Here is a 22,111-nt window from a genome sequence, read left to right on the forward strand (position 1 = left end):
CCTTACTGTTGATGTTGATACTCGGCTTGCAGGGAATGGATTCGCTGCGCCCAGGACCCATGGCAGGTCTGCTCGAGCATTTGCCCGTTGTCCTGGAAGACGGCGTCTCCACGTGTCAGGAGTTGGTTGGCCTGTTGACGCTGTCGCTGGATGGCCTGCTTCAGGTGGGCCTCGATGACATCGATCTGCGATGGGTGGATGCAGGTCTTGGCGTAGAATCCCCAGGCGATGTCCTGAGCGACCTCACGGGCCAGTGTCTCCGGCTCGCCGATCAGGTCACAGACCGGCGCCGCTATCTCGTAGCCGGCCGGTCGGAACAGGGTCACGATGCGCTCCAGTGTCGAGCGTAGCGGTGTGTCGTAGATCGTCATGCCCGGTTCGCGCTTGATGCCGAGCGTGCCCAGAAGATCGTTGGCGCCGATGCGCAGTGTGATGACGGGATTGCGCAGTTCATCCAGAGACTCGCCGATGGCATCCGCCGTCGCATCGCGAAACAGCGCGGCGGTCTCCAGAGTGGGCATCAGTGGCAACTGTGGGGCGCTGTCGAGGACCGACTTCCAGCGCGCCGCGCTGCGGCTGTCGAACTTCGGCACCACGATACCGTCCAGGGCGTCCAGCGCTCCCGCTGACTCGACCAGTTGGCGTAGCACCAAAGGCGAGCGTGGCCTGACAAATCGCAGATGTCGGGTATCTCTCGGTGTGCTCTTGAGTGCCTTGATCAGGCGCTGCACGGCCCAGGCGACTGCATCGGGTGCCACCGCATCCTCGGTGCAGAAGATGATCGAGCGTGCCCCGTGGCAGCCGTGGGCAAGGATATGGTCAAGACGCGGGTGGGTTGCCGGAACATACAGCGAGGCGCCCAGCGCGGCGTAGAGTCGGGAGACGCTCATGGGCGTGCCTCGGCGGTCAGGGTCTTGATGATCGAGCAGGCGTGGAAGGGCATGTCCGGACGCTCCACAACCGCAACGGCCTTCTCACCAGCCAGCAGCAACAGGTGTTCCACATCAGGATGGCGCTTGTCTCGCACCAGCAGCAGGGCCGGTACGCGACGCAGCATGACGCGTGTTGCCTCGGCAATGCCGGGTTTGATGTGATTGATGTCACTGACCTGATAGTCCCGGGCCAGGGTATCCAGCATCGTCAGCATCGATTGCCGCTGGCGGGCACGCTCGGCGGTGGCGGTGGCGGTGGCGGTGGCGGTGGCGCGGGAAAGGGAGCTATCGAGGCCGGTGAAGTGCGTTGAAACCTGATCCAGAAAGGCATGAGAGCGGTCGTGTTCGGCCAGGTCATCATGGATCACGCAGCCGTGGAAGGCGCCGGCGGGCACCTGGTCATTGACCACCGAGCGGGAGACGAGACCCGAGACGGTCGCGTTGAGTACGCCGGAAGGAATGGCGTAGTCGTCGAAGGTGGCCGAGTAGTCGGCGGTGCCTCCGATGTCCGAGATGACGGCCAGGCGCACCGGGACCGGCGACTTGCCAGCCGCTTTGCGTTCAGCGTTGTAGCGCGCCAGACTGGCACGCAGCTCCCGCGTGATGACGCCTTTGGCGGTCCAGGCATCGATGAAGACCAGCCGCTCTGGTGCCAGGCCGACGGTGTCAAGAATATAGTCCAGTGCCTGGGTGTCGATGCCACGGTCGCGAATAATGGAAATACTGTAGTGCTCGCAGGGCTGTTGCCCCTGCCCCACCAGGGCGCGCCGAAGCAGTGCGCCCACCGGCGTCCCGGCCCGAGCGAGGCTGACCAGTCCGATCGGTGCCTGACTGTGGCCGATGTCGGCCAGCAGACGGCCAGCGAGCGAGCAGACTTCCTGGGCCAGACGCTGGGCGTAGCGGTCACTCAGGGCGTCGAAGAGACTCAGATACCGAGCGCTGGGCGCCGCCTCGCGATGGATCATCTCGCTGTAGTGGGCTTGTCCCGTCTGAATTCGCCTTTCCTTCTCCTCGATGGACAGAAATCGTGGGCTGATCGGGGTCAGCAGGAACTGGCAGTCGTCGGGACAGTAGGATCCGTGGATGGGAGTAAGGCCGATCATCGAGGTCATTGGGCAAACTCCTGCAATTGGCGCCAGATCTGGCTGTTGGTCGGCGCCACGGCCATGTCGCCAGTCCCCATGAAGTCGATGTCGGACAGGCTGTCACCGAAGGTGAGCACAGTGTCTTCGGGGTGGCGTTCCAGCAGCTGTTCGAGGACAAACCTGGCGGCGCTGGCCTTGCAGGTGTAGTGGGGTCGCAAGGCTGCATTGCGTGCGTTGGCGTGGAGTCTCAGCCCAAACCGAGCGGAGGCCTCGCTAAGCGCCGCGACAAGGCGCTCTGGCAGTTCAGCGCAAGACTTGACGGAGAGATAGACGGGAACATCGAGGTCATGCAGGACGCGCAGATGGATGTCGCCACCTGGCGCGAGTCTGGCGACGAGCGGCTCGAGATGATTTCTGGCCTGTTCAAGGGCCGTCTTGGCCTCATCCAGGTGCGGTGCCAGATGCTCTGCCCAGGCCGAGACGATAGTGCCATCCAGTGTCACCAGGGCACCGTGGCTAGCGATGGTGTAGCCGCCTCGCGCCAGCAATGTCACTCGTTCGACCGCGTAGCTGGTGCGGCCGGTCACTGGAATGATGATATCGGCGGTGCGTTCGATCAGCTTCCACAGCGCACTTTGCCGGGCTGTCTGGAAGCAGAGGGGGGCTCCCTGGCGATCGACTGCAGCAAGATGGAGCCGCTTGTCCTCGGTGGGCTCTGCGCGTTGGGTGCTGAACCAGGTATCGTCGAGGTCGCTGAGAACGATCAGGCGGTTGGTCATGGACAGGCCTGTCGACTGAAGGACTGGAGATGGTTGGCTTCCAGTTCACGGCTAAGGTCGATCCGTCCGATACCGTCAAAGGCCAGTGGCAGGTGTCGAGCCGGAGCGTTGTAGAGGTAGTGCCTTTTTCCTCCGGCATCCGGCGCCGCGTGCTCGATCCGGGACGTCACCGCGTCGGCCACGGCAATGGGCGAACGTGTCGAGCTTTGAAACAGCACTTCTTGTCCACGCTGCTCCAGCTGAAGCGCCAGGCGAAAGGGGGCGTCAAGATATTCACCCATGCCGAACACCACGACAGGCACGTCGGGGGTGATATCGAGAGCCTCGAGCATTGCCGGAGGGGGCTGCTGGCGAGAGCTCATGACCTTGCCGTAGAGGCCTTCGTTCTCGATCGGCAGCGGTCGATGTCGGCGATGCGCAATCGCCTGGCAGAAGCCAGTGTCAACGTCGTCGGGCAGGGATGGAGCAAAGTCAGGGCAGGGGCGGAACGTGAATTCTCCCGCCATCAACTGGATGAAGCGTACCTCCAGCATCTCAGGCAGTTGATCGAGAAGCGCCTGTCGAGCGGTCGGCGAAAGCCAGCTTACCAGAGAGACGATATGGAGCCGCTTCACCCGAGCAAGCTCGGGTTGAATCATCAGCGCCCGTGCCAACTGGGCCAGCGTTCTGCCGGTGGTGATCTCATCGTCGACCAATACCAGATCCTGCACCTCGCTGACCGCAGCTTGAGCCTCCACGCCAAGCTTCGCCAGGTGCATGGTATCTGCATGGGAATGGGCCTCCCTGATACGGATCCAGGGCGTCGCGACGGTGAAACGTGTGGTGTGATGGAAGACGCTGTCGTCATGGGTAGCGGCGAGGTGACGGCTAACGCCGGCACCGAGGCCGACGGCGGTTTCCGCCATGCCTACGACATAGGCGGTCGACCCCAGCAGCTGGATCGCGGACGCCAATTCTGCGTGAATGCTATCCATCGCGGTCGGGCGGACGGGGATATGCTTGCCCAGAACCCTGGAGATAAACAGATAGCCACGGCGCGGATTGAGCCGCGAGCCGAAGGCCAGCAGTTCCTCCAGCCTCTCTCCCTGCTCGTGAAGGGTCAGCTCGAGAGTGCCGGCACAGATGGTGGCACTATGCTGCGTGATAGGCACGGAATCCCCTATCGTTGGTGCAAGCGAGGGTCAGCCCATGAAGACGGGACCTGGCGCTTTCCTTGACGCTTGATGGATGAAGGTGGGGCGAAAAGCCCCACCGTAGCTGCTCAGTTTCGGGCTATGGCTGGGGGCCAAGCGTCTGCAAACAATGAAACGACAATGAGAAGATCGGCAGGTAGCCTGAGCTCACCAGATGCAAGAGCATCTATTGAGCCGATCCATCATGTCCTAATGCCCGATGCAGACTCATGGCCGCCAAGCCTCAGGCAGCGTTGAGGCCATACTTGCTGACAAGGTCAGCCAGACCGCCGTCGAAGCCCTGGCCAATGGCGCGGAACTTCCACTCTTCGCCATGACGATACAGTTCACAGAAGATCATGGCGTCTTCGGTGCTGTAATCCTCTGACAAGTCGTAACGAGCCACTTCCTGGTTGTTTTCCGCGTTCACCACCCGGGCAAAGGCATTCTCCACCTGTCCAAAACTCTGCCCACGGCTCTTTGACTCATGGATGGTGACGGTGATAGCAATGCGATCAATGTCGCGAGGGACAAGAGGCAGGTCGATGACGATGGTTTCATCGTCGCCTTCACCGTCGCCTGTGGTGTTGTCTCCAGTGTGTTCGACAGACCCGTCAGCAGATTTGAGGTTGTTGTAAAAGATGAAATCTTTCTCGTTACGGCATTTTCCATTTTCATCAACCAGGAACACGCTGGCATCCAGGTCGAAGTCGTGCCCGGTAGTGATGCGAGCATCCCAGCCAAGGCCAACCCGAATTTTCTTGATGCCCGGCGCTTCCTTGGTCAACGAGATGTTGGCGCCTTTGGAAAGTGAGATTGCCATGATGACCTCCGTTAGTGGCTTTCGCTCTTTTGTCGGTTAGTGGAAGAGGTGTTACTGAAGTCCGTATTCCTTGAGGAATGCAGCCAGTCCCCCTGCGAAGCCATCTCCCTTTGCCGCGAAGCGCCAGTCACCATCTTTCTTGTAAAGCTCGCCGAAGATGACAGCCGTCTCGGTAGAGTAGTCTTCGGAAAGGTCATATCGTGCAATGACATCCTCGCTGCCATCCTGAAGGATGCGGACATAGGCGTTGCTGACCATGCCGAAGTTCTGTCCACGACTTTCGGCTTCATGGATGGTTACCAGAAGAATGATTTTTTCGATGTTGCTATCTATGGCAGTGGTATCGACAATAATGCTTTCATCATCACCGTCTCCTTCCCCGGTCAGGTTGTCCCCAGAGGATGCGACACCGCCACACGGTGATGTCTGCTGTCCATAGAACACCAGTGACTTTGGTCCGCCGACCGGTTTCTCGCTGGCGTCCAGTAGCAGGGCCGAGGCATCCAGGTCAAAGTCGGTACCATCGGTCTTGCGCGCGTCCCACCCCATGCCGAGAATAAACTTGGTGGCGCCGGGGGCTTCTTTTGACAGGTTGATGCGGCTACCTTTACTCAGATCAATCATGATTTGCCTTCTCCTTGGCTGGTGGCAGCGCTCAGTAAAGAGGCGCTGGAAAGTCTTGGGTGGCTTTCCAGTGCCCCCTCAATGGAGGCATCGGCTGACTTATGGATCAGAGGCATGTTGTTCCTTCTCGGGAAATAGAAGGCTTGCAACCACGCCAAGCGTAATAAGGCCAAGCACCACGATAAGACTTACCTCATGATGGATGTGATAAAGACCCAAGGCGGAACTGCCGAGCTTGATAGCGATGAATACCAGCACGAGTGCGACGGCCTTCTCCAGGTGGATCAGGTACTTCGCTGCCGCTGCCAGCATGAAGTAAAGGTTCCTGAGTCCGAGTATGGCGAAGATGACAGCCGAGTAGACCAGGAATGGTTCCTTCGTTACTGCGATAATCGCCGGGACGCTATCGAAGCTGAAGATGATGTCCGAGACTTCGATGCAAAGAAGACACAGCAATAGAGGTGTCGCATATAAGGGAGCGCTTCTGGAAAGTGAAAATCCTTCCTTTTCAGCAACGTCATCGGCTATTGAGCGTTTCACAAGGAATTTGTTTTCCACCAGGCGGGGGAAGACGGGTAACAGTTTCTTGGTCAACCGCACCGACCAGTGGTGTGAATAGTCGATGGTTTCATCGTTTTCCTCGCTGCCGTTGAACATCTTTATGCCTGTCCACAGGACGATGGCGGCGAACAATAGTTCAATCCAGTGGGAGAGTCCGAATACAGCGGTGCCGGCCGCAACAAAGGCGGCACGAAATACCAGCGCACCAACGATGCCGTAGTAGAGGATTCGGTGCTGCAAGATCCCCTTGATGCCGAAGCTGGAAAAGATGGCAACGAACACCATCATATTGTCTATCGACAGCGCTTTCTCGAGCACGTATCCCGACAGGAAGAGGCTGGCAAATTCTTCGGAGTATCTAAAATGAAGATAGCCGTAGAACGCTAGTGCCACGGATATCCAGAAGACGGACCAGGCGGTCGCATTCTTCAAGGTGACCTCTTCGCTGTTTCGGTGAGAAAAAAGATCTAGCCAGACCGAAGAGACGACGGTTACCCCCAGAATTACTACGGCCTCGGAGGGGAATCCAAAATCCATGGGGACATTCCTTTATCAAGAGGGCAGGTCAAACTCTGAGGGGGAGAGTCCCAACTCCTTGGCGATCTGTGATGCCTTGGCCTTCTCTTGGTCATCGAAGTTGCCGTCGGCCCCGCCAATGGCGATAGCCAGGCGAAGCACCATTCGCGCTTGTGCATCGTTTTTCTTAATCTTTCCAATGATTTGCATTGAAGTTATGCTCGCGATATCGACGTCGGTGCCAGGGTTGTCCGGGTCAAGGCGATCCAGATGCTTCTTGAAACAGTTTCCTACCTCAATCGGATCGAAGATCTGAAGGGCTTCCAGGTTTTTGACAAAGTTGAACGCCTTTTCCTTCTCTTCCCGACTGATGCTTCCGTCGGCAACGGTAATCATCGCACTTGCGGCCATTGCCGATTCGAGAAAATCAGCATTGCGATATTTTTTTGCATTTGTTGCCAGGTCGCTTAAGCCTTTCTTGGTCTTTTCAAGGAAGCTGTTCAGCATGTTTATCTCCGTTTTTTCGTGGTTTTTATTCCTGTCTCAGCGTATCCCATCGTGACTTTTATCGATAAGTGTCGACTAATCTATTTCGGTAGGCCGATGACAAGGGATGATCGAGATCATTTTTTACAGGGAGGGTAAAGTTTGTGGACTGGGCGTAATCTGGTGAAAAGGGGGCTGGGCGACGACGCCATGTTCGGATCACTGTGAGGGGGAGTTCTGGTGACCATTTCTGGATATCGTCATCTGTCGAGTGACAACACGGTGTCAAATGACGACGCCAATAGCGTCGGCTGCACTGATCGGGGCGCTTCATCTGGCCCCGAGCGGCCCCTTTGCGACGGGGCCGGTATAGACAAGGGGGCGTGCCGGTGGCGGTGAAGGAAAGCCCTAGTCGCTGCCGCCCTCGACCATTTGCAGCAGCAGCAGACGCTGCCCAGGCCGAGTACCGGCAAGAAGCTTGAGATTGGTACGCAGTTCGACTCTGGCGCCGACAGGACAAGGGGCGTCGGTATCGGCATTTTTCAACTCGGGCATGCCCTCGTTCACCAGAAACCAGCGTCCCTGGTGCTGCACGAAGTAGCCGACCCGTCGCCTGTGAGCCGCAGGCAGGCGTTCATTCGGGGTGATGGTGCGGTCGATGTGCCAGGGAAAGAGGCTCAGGTTGGAGTACACCATCAGGCGATGGTTGTCCGGTCGATATTTTTCGCCACGCTTCGAGTACAGATTGATGATCGGCAATTGGCCCGTGTAGTGCGTGCCACAGAACGGGCAGCGTGGTGGCGTGGCATTGTCGAAGACGAACCAGCCCTGCTCACAGGCGTTGTTTTGGCAGGGCTGTATCAGGTCGACGGTGCGTACCAGCGCCGACTCCCATTCGTCCGCGCTGGGCCGCATCGCCGGGTTGTGCAGTCCGTCGATGAAGGCTCTGTCGAAAAGCACCTTGAGGTAGGGGCCGGTGGCGGTGCAGGGGAGGCTGTCGGGGTCCACCCAGGGCAGTTCCGTGGGTCTTGCCCCATCGACGCTGAGGCGGTTGGAGCTATCCACAGGGTGCTCGATGAACACGGCCTTTTCCCCCATGGCCAGCCGCTCGTCCTCGACCGGGTCCTTGGCGTGGATCTTCTTTCCCCGCAGAGGGTGACGCAGCAGCAGCAAGCTATAGATCATCACGGCCAGTGCGTGGCTATCGGTGCTGATGCTGGGCAGCACGCGGCGAGGGTCATCCCGCGGCAGGCTGCTGCTCATCACGACCTCTGGCGCGATGAAGTCGGGTGTGCCGACCACCTCCGGTGGAAACCGAGCGGGGACCACCAGGCCATCGACATCGATGATGCAGACCCGGCCGCTGGTAGGGGCCAGCAGTACGTTCTTGTAGCTGAGGTCGGAGTGGGCGAGGCCCGCTGCGTGCAGGCGTCGCAGAGCGCGTGCCAGTTTCAGGCAGAGCTGCAGGTAGCCAAGCCAGTTGCCGCGCTCTCTGGCATCCAGAAACTTGAACTGATGGTGAGGAGAGGCAAACCATTTGCCTTGCTTGTCCTTGCCTCGAATCTTGAGCATGTCGTTGTTGAACGAACCATGCTTGAAGAAAAAGTGGTCGTGGTAGAACGGGGCCACGACACCGATGCGCCCGCCATGCTGGACCGTTGTGGTGGGCCAGCAGAACAGTTGTTTCCAGTAGTCCCCGGCCTCGCCTTCGAATATCCGCTCGCGGTAGGGGCCGGTGATCATGTCGAGCCGCTCGATGGCGTGCACGTCCGGTGCCTTGCGGTAGAAGGCCACGACATAGTCCCTTTCCGGGCTTGCGTAGACATCCTTCATGCCGCCACTGGCGATGATTCTGTCACGGAACTTGATCGTCTCGCCGTTGGCGGCCGTCAGCGTGGTGATGGCATCAGTCATGCTGTCCCCCACCGACGGTTGATGCCGCTTCGGGGTTGGTGACGCCACCGCGACGATGCAGCAGCGCGATCGTGCGGTCATCGTGGTGCCGTTCGACGAAGAAATCGAGATACTCCAGCAGCGGATCCATGGTCTCCGTCGTCGACGGGGCCACCAGGTGCGGTCTGATGTCCTCGAACAACGACCACCAGAGGGGGCCATTGTGCAGATCGTTGTCGGAGTCGAACTTCGGGTCTGTGACCCCATCGGTGGCCAGCACGAGCGCCTCCAGGTCAGGCAGCACCTGAACGTGAATACGCCGGTACAGATCATCGACCTCCTGGAACAGAGCCCTGTCGAGGAACCGTGTCTGGCCAGCGTGGTCACCGCAATCGGGCGTATTCATCAGACGGACGTCATCTGGCGCCGTCAGCGCTGCGATCGCGCCATCGCCGATGCCGAAGCTGATGATCAGGTGACCGTCTTCGGTCGCTTTATGGACCGCCAGCAGCAGGGTCGTGGCGAAGGCCTTGACGGGGTGGCCGGAGGCCTCGGCTTCCTCGACGATGGCCTGGTAGCCGGCATGAATCGAGGAAACGACGGTACTGCTCAGCGCTGTGATTGCTGTCTGGGGTAGTGTCGATCGATCCTTCGATCTCCACCATTCGGTCAGCGCCTTTTCCAGGGCGCCACCTTCTCGGCTCAGTGATTCGCCAAGGACCTCAAGGGTACGGGTGGTGGCCAGCCGGCTGCCTTCCCGGGAAAAGTGACAGGAACCTGCTCCGTCACCGATGACCAGCAGGTCCCAGCCGCCTTCATGGTGGGTGATGACGCCATGATCATCGCGGTGACTGCCACGGTGGGCGTGTGATCGTCCTCGTTGTGACCCCACCGTCAGCTGCCAGCCTGGGCGGGACGCGCATCGATCGATGTCGCTTTCGGGTTTCGCGTAGGGCGCGGTCTGATCGGCAGGCATGTTCTGCCAAAGATCACGCGAGTTGGGGATGACGGCAAATTTCAGGACAGCATCCACCAGCGGTTGGCCATCATGGCCCACGCCGCGTACCCGTAGGCGATGAGAGCCTGTGCTGGAGGGGTATCCGCTGAGGCATGCAGGAGGCTCGAGCACCAGGCCGATATCGTCCCCCTCCATCATGGTTACCTCAGCACATGCTTGCAGGCCGGAGCAGAGGCGGGTCAGGTCCGCCCGGTAAAGCTGACCCAGGCGCCCGTTGGGTATGCTCAGCGTCAGCGCGGTGATGGCTGGCTCATGGGTAGGGCGTGGCGTCATGCTCGTCGGGAGTTCTTCGCACGCCTGTGGCGTATTCGATGGACGGCTAGTGTCGACGGGCTCATGGGGAGCGCTGCCAGCCTCCTTGTCGGGTACCGCCGGGTCCTGCGGCAAGGAAGTTCGAACGTCTGCTGACTGGGCTTCGCCATAGGCGCGCATGGCCTCGCCGAGGTCTTGCCTGAAGCGCTTGATCAGGTGCTGGATCGTCGGCGATTCGGCGAGTCGATCCAGTTGCGAGGGGTGTCTGGGCCGAACATTCGGGTCCGGGTACAGGGTGGCGAGGATGATGCGAGCGTTGTGTCGCGGGGTATCGTATTTCACGTTCATCCAAGCCCCCGGGTCATATCAAAGCCGGCTCCATGGCTTTCGGCAACGAACTCGACCGACTGGTCGCACCAGGGACACTGCTGGACACCGGGACCGTTGCAGCACATCAATTTTCCACAGCTGCACTTGGCGAGAGTGGTGCGGGCACCGCAATGGGGGCAGGGGGGAACGCCCTCGATCTGGCTTGTGGAAAGCGCCGCGTGAAGAGGCACGATCGATGACCACTCGAAGTAGCTTTCTTCCAGTGGGTAGCATCCTTCGAGACCGTAGAAGTGGTCCCAGTCACCCGTGCTGAACGTACCGGGGACGGCCACACTGGCGTACTTGAGTAGATAGGGGCGAGATGTTCGATGGCATCGACCGGTGAACACCGCTACCCGTTCATCCATCGGTGCCCAGGATGAGACGTCCGATTGCTTGATCAGGTTGATTCCCGCTTCTTCTGCCTTGGCGATCGACAGACGCGACGAAGTCCCCTCTGCGATATCGATGGCCTGGCTCTGGGCGGCCACGGAGGCGGTGACCCATTATGCGAACCGTCCCAGTGCCTCGGCGCTGGCAGTTTCCATGGCGACCACGTCATCGGTGAGGCGCTTGAGTAGCGCCAGGTCCGCCGCCGGACCCAGGGTCACGGCAATCAGGTGGGCGCGGCTGGCGAAGTGGCGTTGCCAGCGTGCTATCGCGTGATCGGTGTTGTCGGTAGGACGGCCGTCGGTCAACAGGTAGACGATGGGCTCCCAGTCCCCGCGCTGATCGGCAGTCGTCTTTTTGACGTCGACTTCGATGCGGGTCATCAGCTCGTCGAGGGCCGCCCCTAGCGCCGTTCCGCCGCCAAGCGGCAGTCGTGGCGGGTAGAACGTCATCAGTTCGACCATCGGCACGATCAGCTGGGCCTTGCCGGCGAAGGCGATGACCGACAGGTGAACCGACTCCAGGGCGTGGGGATCCTGGCGCAGCGAGTCGACGATGGACTCCATCGTGTGTCCGAGTTCGGCCAGGGGGTCACCCGCCATGGATTCGGAGACATCGAGAACAAGATAGATCGGTAGACGACGCATCGGCGATTCCTCAGATCACGACCTGGACTTCATCGGGCGGCGGGGGCAGGTCGATGTCCTGGTCATCGTCCTGCTGTTGGCCGGATGCGGAAGCCGCGATCGAAGCCGACACCCACTGGAAGTAGTTGGCGAAGCTGGAACTGTCCATGTGCTCCAGCGATACCGTCTGGGTAGCGAAGCGTTTCAGCTCCTGCGTCCTGGCCTTTGGCCCGGCGGCGCAGGCGATGATCTGGGCGAACTCCACGCCCTTGAGGCGTTCGACGGCACTGTTGAAAGCCATGAGATCGGACGGTGAGCCATCGGTCATGACGAACAGCATCGGGCGAAAGTCGCCCTTCTGGTGGTCTGTCGAGGTACGGACATCCCTGGCGATTCGATCGCAGACGAAGTGGAGACCTTCTCCCAGGTGCGTCGCCCCCGAGCGAGGCAGCTCGATATCATCGATGTGCGCCGTTTCCAGGGCCTGCAGGGGGACCAGCTCCTTCACCTGGTTGTCGAAGGTAATGATCGAGATATGTACCGTTTCGAGGGCATAGGGATCTTGGCGCAGGGCGGACAGCATGGCGCTGATGCCGACGTTCACGGATTCAATGGGTTCACCGCGCATCGAGCCTGAAGAGTCGATGAGCAGATAGATGGGGAGTCGACGATCCATGTGAGTCCTCTTGTGATGGGGGCATGTCTTGGCGATATCGGTGATCTGGCTCTCGTCAGGGGCGGGGAAGCGGGGTCGGGTGTCGAGACCAAGCCCCGGGATCAAGCCTCGGGACAGGCATCGATGCCCACCCGCACAGGTCTTAGATGTCAGCGGCTTCGAGAACGTCGAAGCAAGCGACCTGAACGGGTAGATGTGGCGCGCTTTCCCGTGTCCTCGCCGTCGACGTGGAGACGAGCTTCCGGCCCGGTGCTCTAGCAATTATTAGGTTTGTCTGATGCTGACAAGCCGGTGCAACCCGGAACCTGACCTGGGTCCTGGGTTGGGCGAGTCGAATGCTCGATGGAAGCTAGGCGCTGTCCGAAAAGTCGACGAGCGAAGGTTAGACAAGGCAAAAATCGGTGAGAAAGCGCAGTTTACGGGGTGTAAATGAGCATTTTGATCCGATTTTTAACGCCGTATTACCGAGCGCAGGCACTTTTCAGACAAGCCCTAGAAGGAAGGCTCGCCAAGGTAAGTGGACGGTGCATGGCACGTCACTCGTCGTGGGCGAAGGTGGGGTGACCTTCCCCCTGATCCAGGTTCACCCCCGTTTCATGCGTCAGCGACACAGGCCCGGGACAGCAATTGCGTCAGGAGGCCCACTGGTATCGATGAAAAGAAGACGACAGGCTGAGGGTATGGTGATGTCGGCCTGGTCGAGGGAGCGGGCCTGGAAAAGCGGGCCTGGAAAAGCGGGATAGAGGCGGATGCGGTCGGAGAAGGCCGGCCCTGGCAGTGGAGGAGCGAAGCGAGCAGATAGGGACCAGCGAGACGGTGGCAGGGCGCCGATGGCGCGCTCTGCAGGATTCGATATGTAGCATTAACGATTTTATTTTTATGCATTTTTTCGAATGCGTGATTTTTGTTATACCGTTCGCTATACCAGTCCCCCTGCACAAGGCTATGCACCAACGCCTTTGCAGAGAGCATTATGCCCCCTTGCCCACTCTCGGCCAGAAGTAGACAATTAGTCATACTCTCATATGACGATGAAGCTCTGATCCGCCGATCCCTGCTAACGGTGAAGATGCAGTAGCGGCCTCAGCGAAGCATTAACTCTCATTTTTGCGCTCAACGTCATCGATAATTCGATTCAGATTTACTCCAATGCCGAAAAAGTTGGGGTTCAAAGTCACATATCTATTTAACGAGTGTACTAACTTCCGCAGCGTGTTAGATCCTCTAGAAGGAATAGCTTCTGCTTCGAGGAGATCGATCATCCATCGATCACGCAGCTGAATAAACAGTGGATCATGCGCTTTGACAAATTTTAGGCGTTTCTTAGCCTCATCTAGGTCCCGCCGATCGAGAGAAGTTGCCGCCAAGAGCGCCCAAGAAATGGCAAGATCGAACCGCCCTGGCTCCTTAAGCGATGTTTCATCTATCGAGTTTAATAACTTCCTCGCACGCTCTCCGTCTCCAGAACTCTTGATTGCTCTTGCTAAAAATATTTTGGTGAGATCTGCTGAGAAAATCTTTAGGCTCTTAGTATAAGCTTTCTCGGCCCCAACAGAATTCTCCAGAGCCGCTTCATAGTCACCCAACAATTTGTAAAGCTGTGAAAAGTATTCTCGTGAAAATTGGTCATCGGCGTGCTTAATTAACTCAATGACTGCCGCTCTTCCTTCCTGAAGCACCTCAGTTCTTCCTTCGGCGGCTCCATATAGTTCTAAGGCATGGACAAACTGGAACCTACCATATAGAGTTTTCTTGTCTTCCGGAAGCGAACGGAAGATAGAAAGTGCCTCTTCAAATATCTTGTCACCTTCCTCTGGTTGGCATATCAAATGATATTTTATCGCTTTTAGAATACGGTATTGGAGCCGTACTGACTCCTTTGGCGTACTGTTGATAATCCGATTGATTATGCCAATATATTCTGTGAATGCGATCTGCCTTGGAGCCACTTGCAGATATAGTGCCAGTATATCCGCATCGTTGCACGCCCCGATGTTGATGTCTTTGAGCGCCTGATATGCTGTCGCCTCATCATTCTTGTATTCGACGTACCAGAGCCCTCGCATATAGGCTGACTTTCCAATCCACCGCTCATGATTAACAACATAAGTGGTTGCATCAATAACATTAAGAAATTCTTCCCCCCTCCCTAGGTGGTGGTAGCAGAGATGAATATTTTCTAGCAGTTCTGTAAGCGCCCCGATGTCTATGTCGAGAAGTTCCTGGCCAGCGTCGTGATTGGCGCGCAGCAGTGGAACTGTGTGCGCTTTATGTGCTAGGGCGTACCAAGTGAAGTGCCGCCGCGCTTGGAGTAGTGCCTGCGCAAAATTTCCTGAGTTGTAAGCGTTACGAAAAAGGCTCGATGCCTCCGATGAGTACACATCAGAACAGCATCGCTTAAATTTTAGGCCAGAACCACAAACACACGGTGTGTTTCTTCCGGGTTCGTAAATAGAGAGGTGGTGGCTTGGGTGATTACTTGGCATAGTGCACACTGGTAATGGATTTTTAGACTTGAACGCACAATCTCGTTTAAGTCAATGTACGAGTATGATTGTCCTCGTGACCCCTGAGTTATCTCGAAATCAAACATGGCTCGGCAGCTTGACACCGATAGGCCTGCGGGCTGGATAACACGGATGGGCATGCCATCAGCGCTAACTCGCATGACAGCTTTTGATCCTTAGCTGCCAACCAATCGTATCAGAATAGACGACACTGCCGCGCTCCACCAGAAACGGTCCTACAAGAAAACAACTAACTCTCTCTTTTCTGGAAAGAAATAGTCTAGGGAATAATTGCATCTGGTTACTTTCCAGGTAAGAATCTGCCTGTACTAATTATGGTGAGGGACTTTGATCCACGGGTCATCGCTACATACAAATGCTTAGCGTCAAGTACGTCCGCATCAAGGATTACCGCATGGTCATATTCCAACCCTTTTACTAAGAGGGTCGTGCCGATAAGCTTCCGGTGGCTAATAGGGCGTCCCGCATGTCTCATCTCTCGCTGGTATAAATTTGCGGTTTCTGAGAGTGTCATCCCTTCATATTCAACGTGCATCCTAAGCACGTTCAGGAATCGATAAAGCAGGTCGCGACGGTAGGCCGAAGTTTCAGGGTTGTCCCTCAACTCTAGGAAGAATGCCTTGAGGTTTCTGCTTGTTGGCTGATTCAAGTATGAATTCGCTGCCTGCAAGAGCAAGGGGTACTTAGTTCCTTTAGTTTTTTTCGCCACCTCGCCTCGTTTTGTTCCGGCTGTCAGTGCTTTACCCACACCAGTAAAGCACTTCTTCGCAAACTCCAATGCGAGAAGAAAACCTGCTTGGACCGACTTCGCGGCTTCGAGCTTATTAATAAATATATGAAGGTCTTTACCTTCAACTTCTTCAATAGAGGAAAACCTGCCTGCCATGGTTCTTGCTAGCAAGTGAGACTTGCTTTTTGAGAGCGGATCCCCACCATGCAGGGCTATCACGCTCTCATTATGATCCAGCAACTCACAGAGCGACGAATACTGTTTGGCAGCAAGGTATTCGGAGCCGGTATAAACATAAACCACACTACGCGGCCGCTCGCCATGCAGGTCAACTTTCTGTCCCTGCTCAATCTTATTCCTTGCCTCCTTCAGCCAAGCGCCAAGATCTGGCTCTCCCGCTTTCTCCCAGCGCCAAGGAGTTTCCAGCTGCCCCAGACAAGAAAAATTCGGGTAGACGCTTGCGTCCCAGTTCACAGGCTTGCCATCGTCAAAGTCAAAGATGGCTTGCATGGGATCGCCCAAGATACGAGTAGGCAAGAACTCGGATAAAGCGCAGACAAGTGAGTGCTGAGAATTGGAGCAATCCTGATACTCGTCTACATAAACTCCAGCATAGGTAGCGGTGACTATATGACGAACGAATTCTTTACTCAGCAACTTAGAGCAACATTCGTATAGCATGTTCCACTGCTTATTAGTTGGATTTTCAGTCACCCACCCCGAGGTCTTGGGATAAGATAAGCAAAGGCGCAGTGACCAGCTTGCGATCGTATCCACGTGATATTTTTCGGTAGAAATACCAAGTGTGGTCATCTTGCTCTTGATCGAACTCACACCTGCAAAGGTGTGGGTCAAAATCAGTTGTCTTCGGCTAGATACTAGCACTGATAATGCGATGAGATGTGTCTTACCATATCCCGCAGGTGCGATCACATATCCTTTTGTTGTGCAGTTGTTGAGTTTTTTTGCCAGATCCTCAGGCATGCTCTGACCACTCCCAAAGTTTGCCGAGCTCAAGCGCAAGATTCGACCTGGCAAATTCAGCGTCTTGGAATGCTGGACTGATCAACTTGAACCATAAGTCGCCTCTCGTAGTGTCCTTGAACCACTTGAACTTGTTAGCGGAAACTCCAATGGCCGTTCTTAATTCCGTATTTTCCTTCCACGTACCAATATCCTTGGCTAAACTCTCATCGAACTTAGATTGCACCTGATTATGCACAGGGAACCCCAGATCCTCTTGAGCGTACTTAAGACTGATTAAAACATAGTCCCACGGCAGATCATGGAAAGCCCGCTCTTCCAGTGAAAGTTTCTCGCTCCATGCATGGACCGGTATTCCCAAACTGATGAGCTCTGCCTCATCAGCGGGAGAAAACTGCTCCTCGGCATCGCTATCAGCGAGCACCGACACGTCATAGCAAAGCGATTTGAAAGCCTTCGCAAGCGCCTTCACCTTGCTGGCTCCCCTCGCATCGAGCAGCGCTACGCCGTGGAAAGAAAGCGGATCTTTATCGTTCTCTACCTGATAGTCGTCAAAGCCCCTCAGAAAACCCACCTCAGTGGCGCCTTCACAAACCACAACCTTCTTCGCTAGAAACGCATCGGTGCTTGACCGTATTTTGCCCTGCACCTCGTGCTCTTCAAGTCCCTCCCTAGCGGCTGAAATGATCTGCACCATACCGACCTTGTTATGAACTATATGAAGCTCTTTGACTGTTAGTTCCCGTAAAACAATGGGTGAGTGGGTTGTGAGGAAGTACTGCCCACGCTTGTCTTCTCTTATGTGCTTTATTAGCCGGGTAATCCGGTGTGGCTCCAAGCCAAACTCAACTTCATCGAACAAGGTGATATGACCTTCTTCTAGGCCCTCTTTCTGAATGCCACACAGAAGCATACGACGCGATCCAAGTCCCAACTGACGTAGCGGTATGTCGCCGTCATGTAAGGTCAGGCCGCCTACCTTTAAGTTTATAGAGGTCAAATCAAGGTGAGCTTTATAGTGATCCAATACGGGGACTCCCAGAAGCTTAGCCATCTCTTGCGATTTCACGGCCGCAGCGTCAAAGTTCTTAAGACTGACGGACCTATTAGCATCCAGTGAGTTTCTGGCAGTTCTGGAGGCGTGCGCCAAAAGTTCGCTCAGACTCTGTGCCTCAGTCAGCTTAGCCAACGCTGTCCCATTCGCCCACGAGAGTTGCTTCTCACTATATGCACCTATAAGACCTACGCTTACTTTATTTCTGTCGGCCTTCTTGAATGGTATACCTTCTGGGCTGCGGTCACAGACTACGTTCCATTTCGGTTCTAAGTCCTTCTCAACCGTAAGCTGTACAGTCAAAACGTTCTCTAGATGGTCATCCGGCTCATCCATGATCTTGAGTGCTGCTCCGTCCCATCCACGAAGGTAGTTGCCGTACTTATTTAGAGAACATAGATCTTCCATCAAGTCACCAATCGTTATTTCGATGACGATTGAGTTTTTAATCTCGCATTTATAGAAATCCGAGTCGCTGAGGATGAGATTCCATTGGGGATAGAACGCATATCGGATCGCTTCCAAGATGCTCGACTTGGAAGAGTCTCCTTTCCCTATGAGACAGAAGATATCGGCTTCTGGAAGACTCCAGTCAAGTTCTTTCACCCCACGAAAATTTTTGATCGATATTTTTCTAATTTTCAATTATAAGTATCCTATAGAAAGTTCAAAAGTAAATTGTGATCTTCGGAAAACTCCAACTGAATATTCTTGGCAAAGAAAGGAATGGTTTTTGATCTTTAATGATTTTTGTAAATTATGTTAAGCAAATGAGTAGATAGGATAAGAAGTTTTGTAGTCAGTGCCTTTATCATACATTAGTAAATAAATGCTTGACGTGTGGGCAACTGATTTCGACCGTTTTATAAAGCCATCAGCGTTCGCTGTGGGTCGTAAGCCGCCTTCGGATTAATCAAGCCCTTTTAGGGCCATACCGTTGCGAACTTGGCATAGATTCATCCATTTCTCCACATACGTTACTCCAACGCGTAGCATCCCCGGCCCAAATTTGCATGATTTCGCATGAGTCCTAGCGACCCTCTTTTACCGGCAGAGCCCCATAGTGCCGCGTCTTCGACCTCAGCGCATGAGTGCATTAAAACCGACAGATTTAGCGCGCAGGCGGGGCGGGGTGTCGACAGCGCGCCAGGGCCGGGCATTTGATAGGGCTCGAAACGGATCAACCCCGCCGTATGGCGGGGTTGATGGGTAGGGCGCTTGCCAGAGTTGCCTCCAGCTCCTTCAGGCGTCTCGCTGGTGTGATTGGCCTCTCGCGGTATTTTACCGCTCAGCTCTGGGATTACTGCTTGATGCTCATCGCTGGCATGAGGTAGCGGTAGCAGCTTGAGGAAGAGAGCACCGATAGCGGCCAATGGTCTCTGCTCAATGTCATGTTTGACCTGTTGGGGTTCCTACCGGTCGAGGTGGCTGAAAGCTCCTCTACGGGCTGCTTGCTGGTGCCGATCTGGTGGACGGTGTCAATCTTGTGGCAAAACCGAACTGGGCCATAAACAAGGCGTGGGTCATCTTTGAGCAGCAGGATTGATGACGTGCAAAAGTACGGTTGAGCCTGGGCAGGAAAGGCTTGCAGCAACATCCAGGAGCAGCAATCGGGAAAAAAGCGCCGGAATGTCAGGGGAGGGGGCATGGATCGCAGATCTGACATGGCGCCCTCTGCAGGATTCGAACCTGCGACCTGCCGCTTAGGAGGCGGCTGCTCTATCCTGCTGAGCTAAGAGGGCGTTGGGGCGGCATTATAAGCGGCTGACTCGCCAAGATAAACCCGCAGTTGGCAGGGAAGGTGGCTGGGACGGTGGCAGGGAAGGTGGCTGGGCAGGTGACGAGGGCGGGTGTCAGCGCTGGCCTGGCTCGGTAGAATGCGCGCCACGGCTCTTTGTTATCCACACCTGTCTGGCGTTTTCGATGTCTCAACACCCCACGAGTGACGCTGCCGTCACCCCCGCTGCTGGTTCTGTCGCTGCTTCTGATGCTGCCGCTTCTGTTGCTGGTCATGCGTCCGGCGGCGCGCCGCTGTCTGTCCATGGCGATCGCCACTTCGATGGACTGGCGGACAAGTTCTCGGCGTCGCTCTACGGGCACCTGCGCGGCGAGCTGCGCCTGTCGTTGCTGGACCGCCTACTGCCGGAGATGCTCGATCTCGAAGGCCAGCCGGTGCTGGACGTGGGCGCGGGGCTCGGTCAGCAGGCCCAGTGGTTTCTCGAGCGTGGGCATGCGGTGACGCTGGCCGAGCCCGCCGGCGAAATGCTCGACCGGGCCCGGGAGGCGATCGACGCCCAGGGTGTCGAGGCGTCCCGGGTCCGTTTTCTGACGTCGCCGCTGCAGGATCTGGCGGGCGAGGCCCCTGGGCCCTGGCCGCTGGTGGTGTGCCACGCGGTGCTCGAATGGCTGGGCGACCCCAGGGCGGCCATCGATCGCCTGGCCGCGCTGATGGCGCCGGGGGCGCAACTGTCGCTGATGGTGTTCAACCGCGACGCCCTGCGGCTGTCCAACGTTGTAAAGGGCAACCTGGACAAGGCGCTGGAGGACCGGCTCGAGGGCAAGGGGCAGCGCCAGCGGCTGACGCCGATCTCGCCGCTGACCCATGACCAGGTGATGGCCTGGACCGAAGAAGCCGGGCTTCGTTGCGAGGGCGTGGCGGGGATCAGGGTGTTCCACGATTACCTGCGCCAGCCGCCCCAGAACGACAATGAACTCGACAAGCTGGTGGCGCTGGAGCACGCCTACTGCCGCCTGGATCCCCACTGGCGGCTGGGCCGCTATCTGCTCTATACCTTCCGCCGTCCGGCCGACCCCGAGGGGAGTCCATCGCCGCGCGACGGCGGCGCTGACACCCGTGAGGAGACCCCGACATGAGTGCCGAAACCCCGGTGTGCCAACTGCTCGAGCGTCAGGACGCCGATTATCGCGGCTGGTGGTGGGTGGCGCCGCCCCGGGATGGCTGGCTCGAGCAGGGCGAAGGGACCCTGATCAGCGCCGATGTGTCGGTGCGCGCCGCCTGGCAGGCCCAGGGGCGCCCGGCGCTGTCTCCGTTCTCGCCCGAGGCGCCGCCGCCGGGTGTGGTGCTGTTCTGGCCCAAGTCCCACGCCCTGGGGGAGTGGTGGCTGCTGTGGCTGTGTCAGATATTGCCCGAAGGCACGCCGATGCAACTGGTGGGCGAGCACCAGGGTGGCATCAAGCGGGTACTCAAGGTGCTGGCGGCCCTGGGCATGGGCTGTCGCAAGCTCGACAGCGCCCGGCGCTGCTCGCTGTTCGCGACCCGCTCGGCGCCCCAGCCCCTCGATCCAGAAGCGGTGTGGACGCGTTTCGAGGCCGCCGGCCTGACGCTGGCAAGTCATCCCGGCGTCTTCGGACACGGAAAGTTCGACGAGGGCACGGGGCTGCTGATCGAGCAGCTAGAGACCGCTTTGCCCCGGGGCCAGGTGCTCGACATGGGCTGCGGTGACGGCATTCTGGCGGCCTGGATGGCGAAGCAGGGGAGTGATGTCACCGCGGTGGATGTCAGCGCCTTTGCGGTGGAAGCGACCCGGCGCTCGCTGGCGGCCAATGGGCTCAACGGCGAGGCACTGGAAAGCGACGTCTACTCGGCGCTGGCGGGTCGTCGCTTCGACGCCATCGTCTCGAATCCGCCGTTTCACCAGGAGCGCTCCATCGACTACGGCCCGGCGGCCCGTTTGATCCAGGAGGCGCCCCAGCACCTGACGCCGGGCGGGCAATTGATCCTGGTGGCCAACGCCTTCCTGCCCTACGCAGATCCCCTGGAGAAGGCCTTCGGCGGCTTCGAGATCCTGGCCGACAATGGCCGTTTTCGGGTCTACCGTGCCCGCCTCGCCAGGGGCTAGGTGCCAGCCAGGCTAGGTGTCTGCCGGGCTACGTCTTCTGACCCGGCGTGCGGTAGTGGATCTCGGTGATCAGCCAGGTGGTCTCCCCGCCGGGGGCGGCCACCGTCACTTCGTCGTCCAGCGACTTGCCCAGCAGCGCCTTGGCCAGCGGCGCGTCGACGCTGATCCAGCGCTTGCTGGTGTCGGTCTCGTCGTGGCCGACGATGCGCACTGACATCTCTTCGCCGTCTTCGTCCTCCAGGGTGACGAAGGCGCCGAAGAACACCCGATCGGTGTCGGCCGGCAGGCGGTCCACCACCTGCAACTCATCCAGGCGTTTGGTCAGGTAGCGAATGCGACCGATGACCCGGTTGAGTTCCTTCTTGTTGTAGGTGTAGTCGGCGTTCTCGCTGCGGTCACCAAGGGCCGCCGCCTCGCCGACCTTGGCCGATAGCTGCGGTCGCTTGACCCGGCTCAGGTGGTCGAGAATGCCCCTCAGGCGCTCGGCACCTTCCAGGGTGATCAGGTTGCTCTTGGGTTCCTGACGGGGATCCTTCGCCGGGTCACGCCAGCGAGTCATGTTGCGGCCTTTCATGGCGATCCTCGGTGCGTCGTTGAATCAGACAAGGTCCACGAGGGTGCCGCGACTTGGGTCAGGTCGCAAGCGCTTTGGGTGGTGGGGGAAAGGTCAGGGGAGCGATGCAGTGAGCGGTCGACGAAGAATGCGACTGGCGAATAAATCAAACGTTCGTTACATTTCGGGGAGGGCGCCAG

The 22,111-nt window shown here is 57.6% G+C and carries 19 protein-coding genes and 1 tRNA gene; 2 read left to right on the plus strand and 18 right to left on the minus strand.

Annotated elements, in window-relative coordinates; all coding sequences use genetic code 11:
* Positions 1–2: 2 nt before the first annotated feature.
* The 17 genes from NFG58_RS04725 to NFG58_RS04805 form a co-directional block, all read right to left on the minus strand.
* Positions 3–890, minus strand: coding sequence for an aldolase/citrate lyase family protein (locus tag NFG58_RS04725; RefSeq protein WP_287162962.1), 888 nt, complete (start codon positions 888–890; stop codon positions 3–5).
* Positions 887–2,044 carry a cysteine protease StiP family protein gene (locus NFG58_RS04730; protein ID WP_348827654.1) on the minus strand — a complete coding sequence of 386 codons (1,158 nt, stop codon included), beginning with the start codon at positions 2,042–2,044 and terminating at the stop codon, positions 887–889. The genes NFG58_RS04725 and NFG58_RS04730 overlap by 4 nt, the downstream gene beginning before the upstream one ends.
* Positions 2,041–2,796: a hypothetical protein gene (locus NFG58_RS04735; RefSeq protein ID WP_348827655.1), complete on the minus strand. Its 756-nt coding sequence runs from the start codon at positions 2,794–2,796 to the stop codon at positions 2,041–2,043. The genes NFG58_RS04730 and NFG58_RS04735 overlap by 4 nt, the downstream gene beginning before the upstream one ends.
* Positions 2,793–3,947 carry a phosphoribosyltransferase domain-containing protein gene (locus NFG58_RS04740; protein ID WP_348827656.1) on the minus strand — a complete coding sequence of 385 codons (1,155 nt, stop codon included), beginning with the start codon at positions 3,945–3,947 and terminating at the stop codon, positions 2,793–2,795. The genes NFG58_RS04735 and NFG58_RS04740 overlap by 4 nt, the downstream gene beginning before the upstream one ends.
* A gap of 265 nt (positions 3,948–4,212) precedes the next feature.
* A complete protein-coding gene (locus tag NFG58_RS04745) occupies positions 4,213–4,794 on the minus strand; it encodes a TerD family protein (RefSeq protein ID WP_348828118.1) in 582 nt (193 codons plus the stop codon).
* A gap of 48 nt (positions 4,795–4,842) precedes the next feature.
* Positions 4,843–5,415, minus strand: a complete 573-nt coding sequence (locus NFG58_RS04750; RefSeq protein ID WP_290442791.1) for a TerD family protein — start codon at positions 5,413–5,415, stop codon at positions 4,843–4,845.
* 99 nt (positions 5,416–5,514) lie between these two features.
* Positions 5,515–6,513, minus strand: coding sequence for a TerC/Alx family metal homeostasis membrane protein (locus NFG58_RS04755; RefSeq protein ID WP_348827657.1), 999 nt, complete (start codon positions 6,511–6,513; stop codon positions 5,515–5,517).
* A gap of 15 nt (positions 6,514–6,528) precedes the next feature.
* The gene (locus NFG58_RS04760) at positions 6,529–6,999 is read right to left on the minus strand and encodes a TerB family tellurite resistance protein (protein ID WP_286985178.1); all 471 of its coding nucleotides are present in this window, start codon (positions 6,997–6,999) and stop codon (positions 6,529–6,531) included.
* Positions 7,000–7,386: 387 nt separating this feature from the next.
* A complete protein-coding gene (locus NFG58_RS04765) occupies positions 7,387–8,892 on the minus strand; it encodes a kinase (protein ID WP_348827658.1) in 1,506 nt (501 codons plus the stop codon).
* Positions 8,885–10,489: a PP2C family serine/threonine-protein phosphatase gene (locus NFG58_RS04770; RefSeq protein ID WP_348827659.1), complete on the minus strand. Its 1,605-nt coding sequence runs from the start codon at positions 10,487–10,489 to the stop codon at positions 8,885–8,887. The genes NFG58_RS04765 and NFG58_RS04770 overlap by 8 nt, the downstream gene beginning before the upstream one ends.
* The gene (locus NFG58_RS04775) at positions 10,486–11,001 is read right to left on the minus strand and encodes a TerY-C metal binding domain-containing protein (RefSeq protein WP_348827660.1); all 516 of its coding nucleotides are present in this window, start codon (positions 10,999–11,001) and stop codon (positions 10,486–10,488) included. The genes NFG58_RS04770 and NFG58_RS04775 overlap by 4 nt, the downstream gene beginning before the upstream one ends.
* A gap of 15 nt (positions 11,002–11,016) precedes the next feature.
* On the minus strand, positions 11,017–11,547 hold the full coding sequence (locus tag NFG58_RS04780) for a VWA domain-containing protein (protein ID WP_348827661.1): 531 nt from the start codon (positions 11,545–11,547) through the stop codon (positions 11,017–11,019).
* A 10-nt stretch (positions 11,548–11,557) separates the two neighbouring features.
* Positions 11,558–12,202 carry a VWA domain-containing protein gene (locus tag NFG58_RS04785; RefSeq protein WP_348827662.1) on the minus strand — a complete coding sequence of 215 codons (645 nt, stop codon included), beginning with the start codon at positions 12,200–12,202 and terminating at the stop codon, positions 11,558–11,560.
* A gap of 1,094 nt (positions 12,203–13,296) precedes the next feature.
* Positions 13,297–14,583, minus strand: coding sequence for a hypothetical protein (locus tag NFG58_RS04790; protein ID WP_348827663.1), 1,287 nt, complete (start codon positions 14,581–14,583; stop codon positions 13,297–13,299).
* 427 nt (positions 14,584–15,010) lie between these two features.
* Complete coding sequence (locus NFG58_RS04795) at positions 15,011–16,444, minus strand: UvrD-helicase domain-containing protein (RefSeq protein ID WP_348827664.1); 1,434 nt, start codon at positions 16,442–16,444, stop codon at positions 15,011–15,013.
* Entirely contained in the window at positions 16,437–18,143 is a 1,707-nt protein-coding gene (locus NFG58_RS04800; protein WP_348827665.1) for an AAA family ATPase, read from the minus strand. The genes NFG58_RS04795 and NFG58_RS04800 overlap by 8 nt, the downstream gene beginning before the upstream one ends.
* Before the next feature lie 1,020 nt (positions 18,144–19,163).
* Positions 19,164–19,240: transfer RNA gene (locus NFG58_RS04805), tRNA-Arg, on the minus strand.
* 181 nt (positions 19,241–19,421) lie between these two features.
* On the opposite strand from NFG58_RS04805, the gene NFG58_RS04810 reads away from it, so the two are divergent.
* The gene (locus tag NFG58_RS04810; protein ID WP_348827666.1) at positions 19,422–20,372 is read left to right on the plus strand and encodes a methyltransferase domain-containing protein; all 951 of its coding nucleotides are present in this window, start codon (positions 19,422–19,424) and stop codon (positions 20,370–20,372) included.
* A complete protein-coding gene (locus NFG58_RS04815; RefSeq protein ID WP_348827667.1) occupies positions 20,369–21,358 on the plus strand; it encodes a methyltransferase in 990 nt (329 codons plus the stop codon). Before NFG58_RS04810 ends, NFG58_RS04815 begins: the two co-directional genes overlap by 4 nt.
* A 28-nt stretch (positions 21,359–21,386) precedes the next feature.
* Here the strand turns inward: NFG58_RS04815 and greB are convergent, their stop codons facing one another.
* On the minus strand, positions 21,387–21,932 hold the full coding sequence (gene greB, locus NFG58_RS04820) for a transcription elongation factor GreB (RefSeq protein WP_108449830.1): 546 nt from the start codon (positions 21,930–21,932) through the stop codon (positions 21,387–21,389).
* Positions 21,933–22,111 lie beyond the last annotated feature (179 nt).

Source organism: Halomonas sp. RT37, assembly GCF_040070525.1.
GTDB lineage: Bacteria > Pseudomonadota > Gammaproteobacteria > Pseudomonadales > Halomonadaceae > Halomonas > Halomonas litopenaei.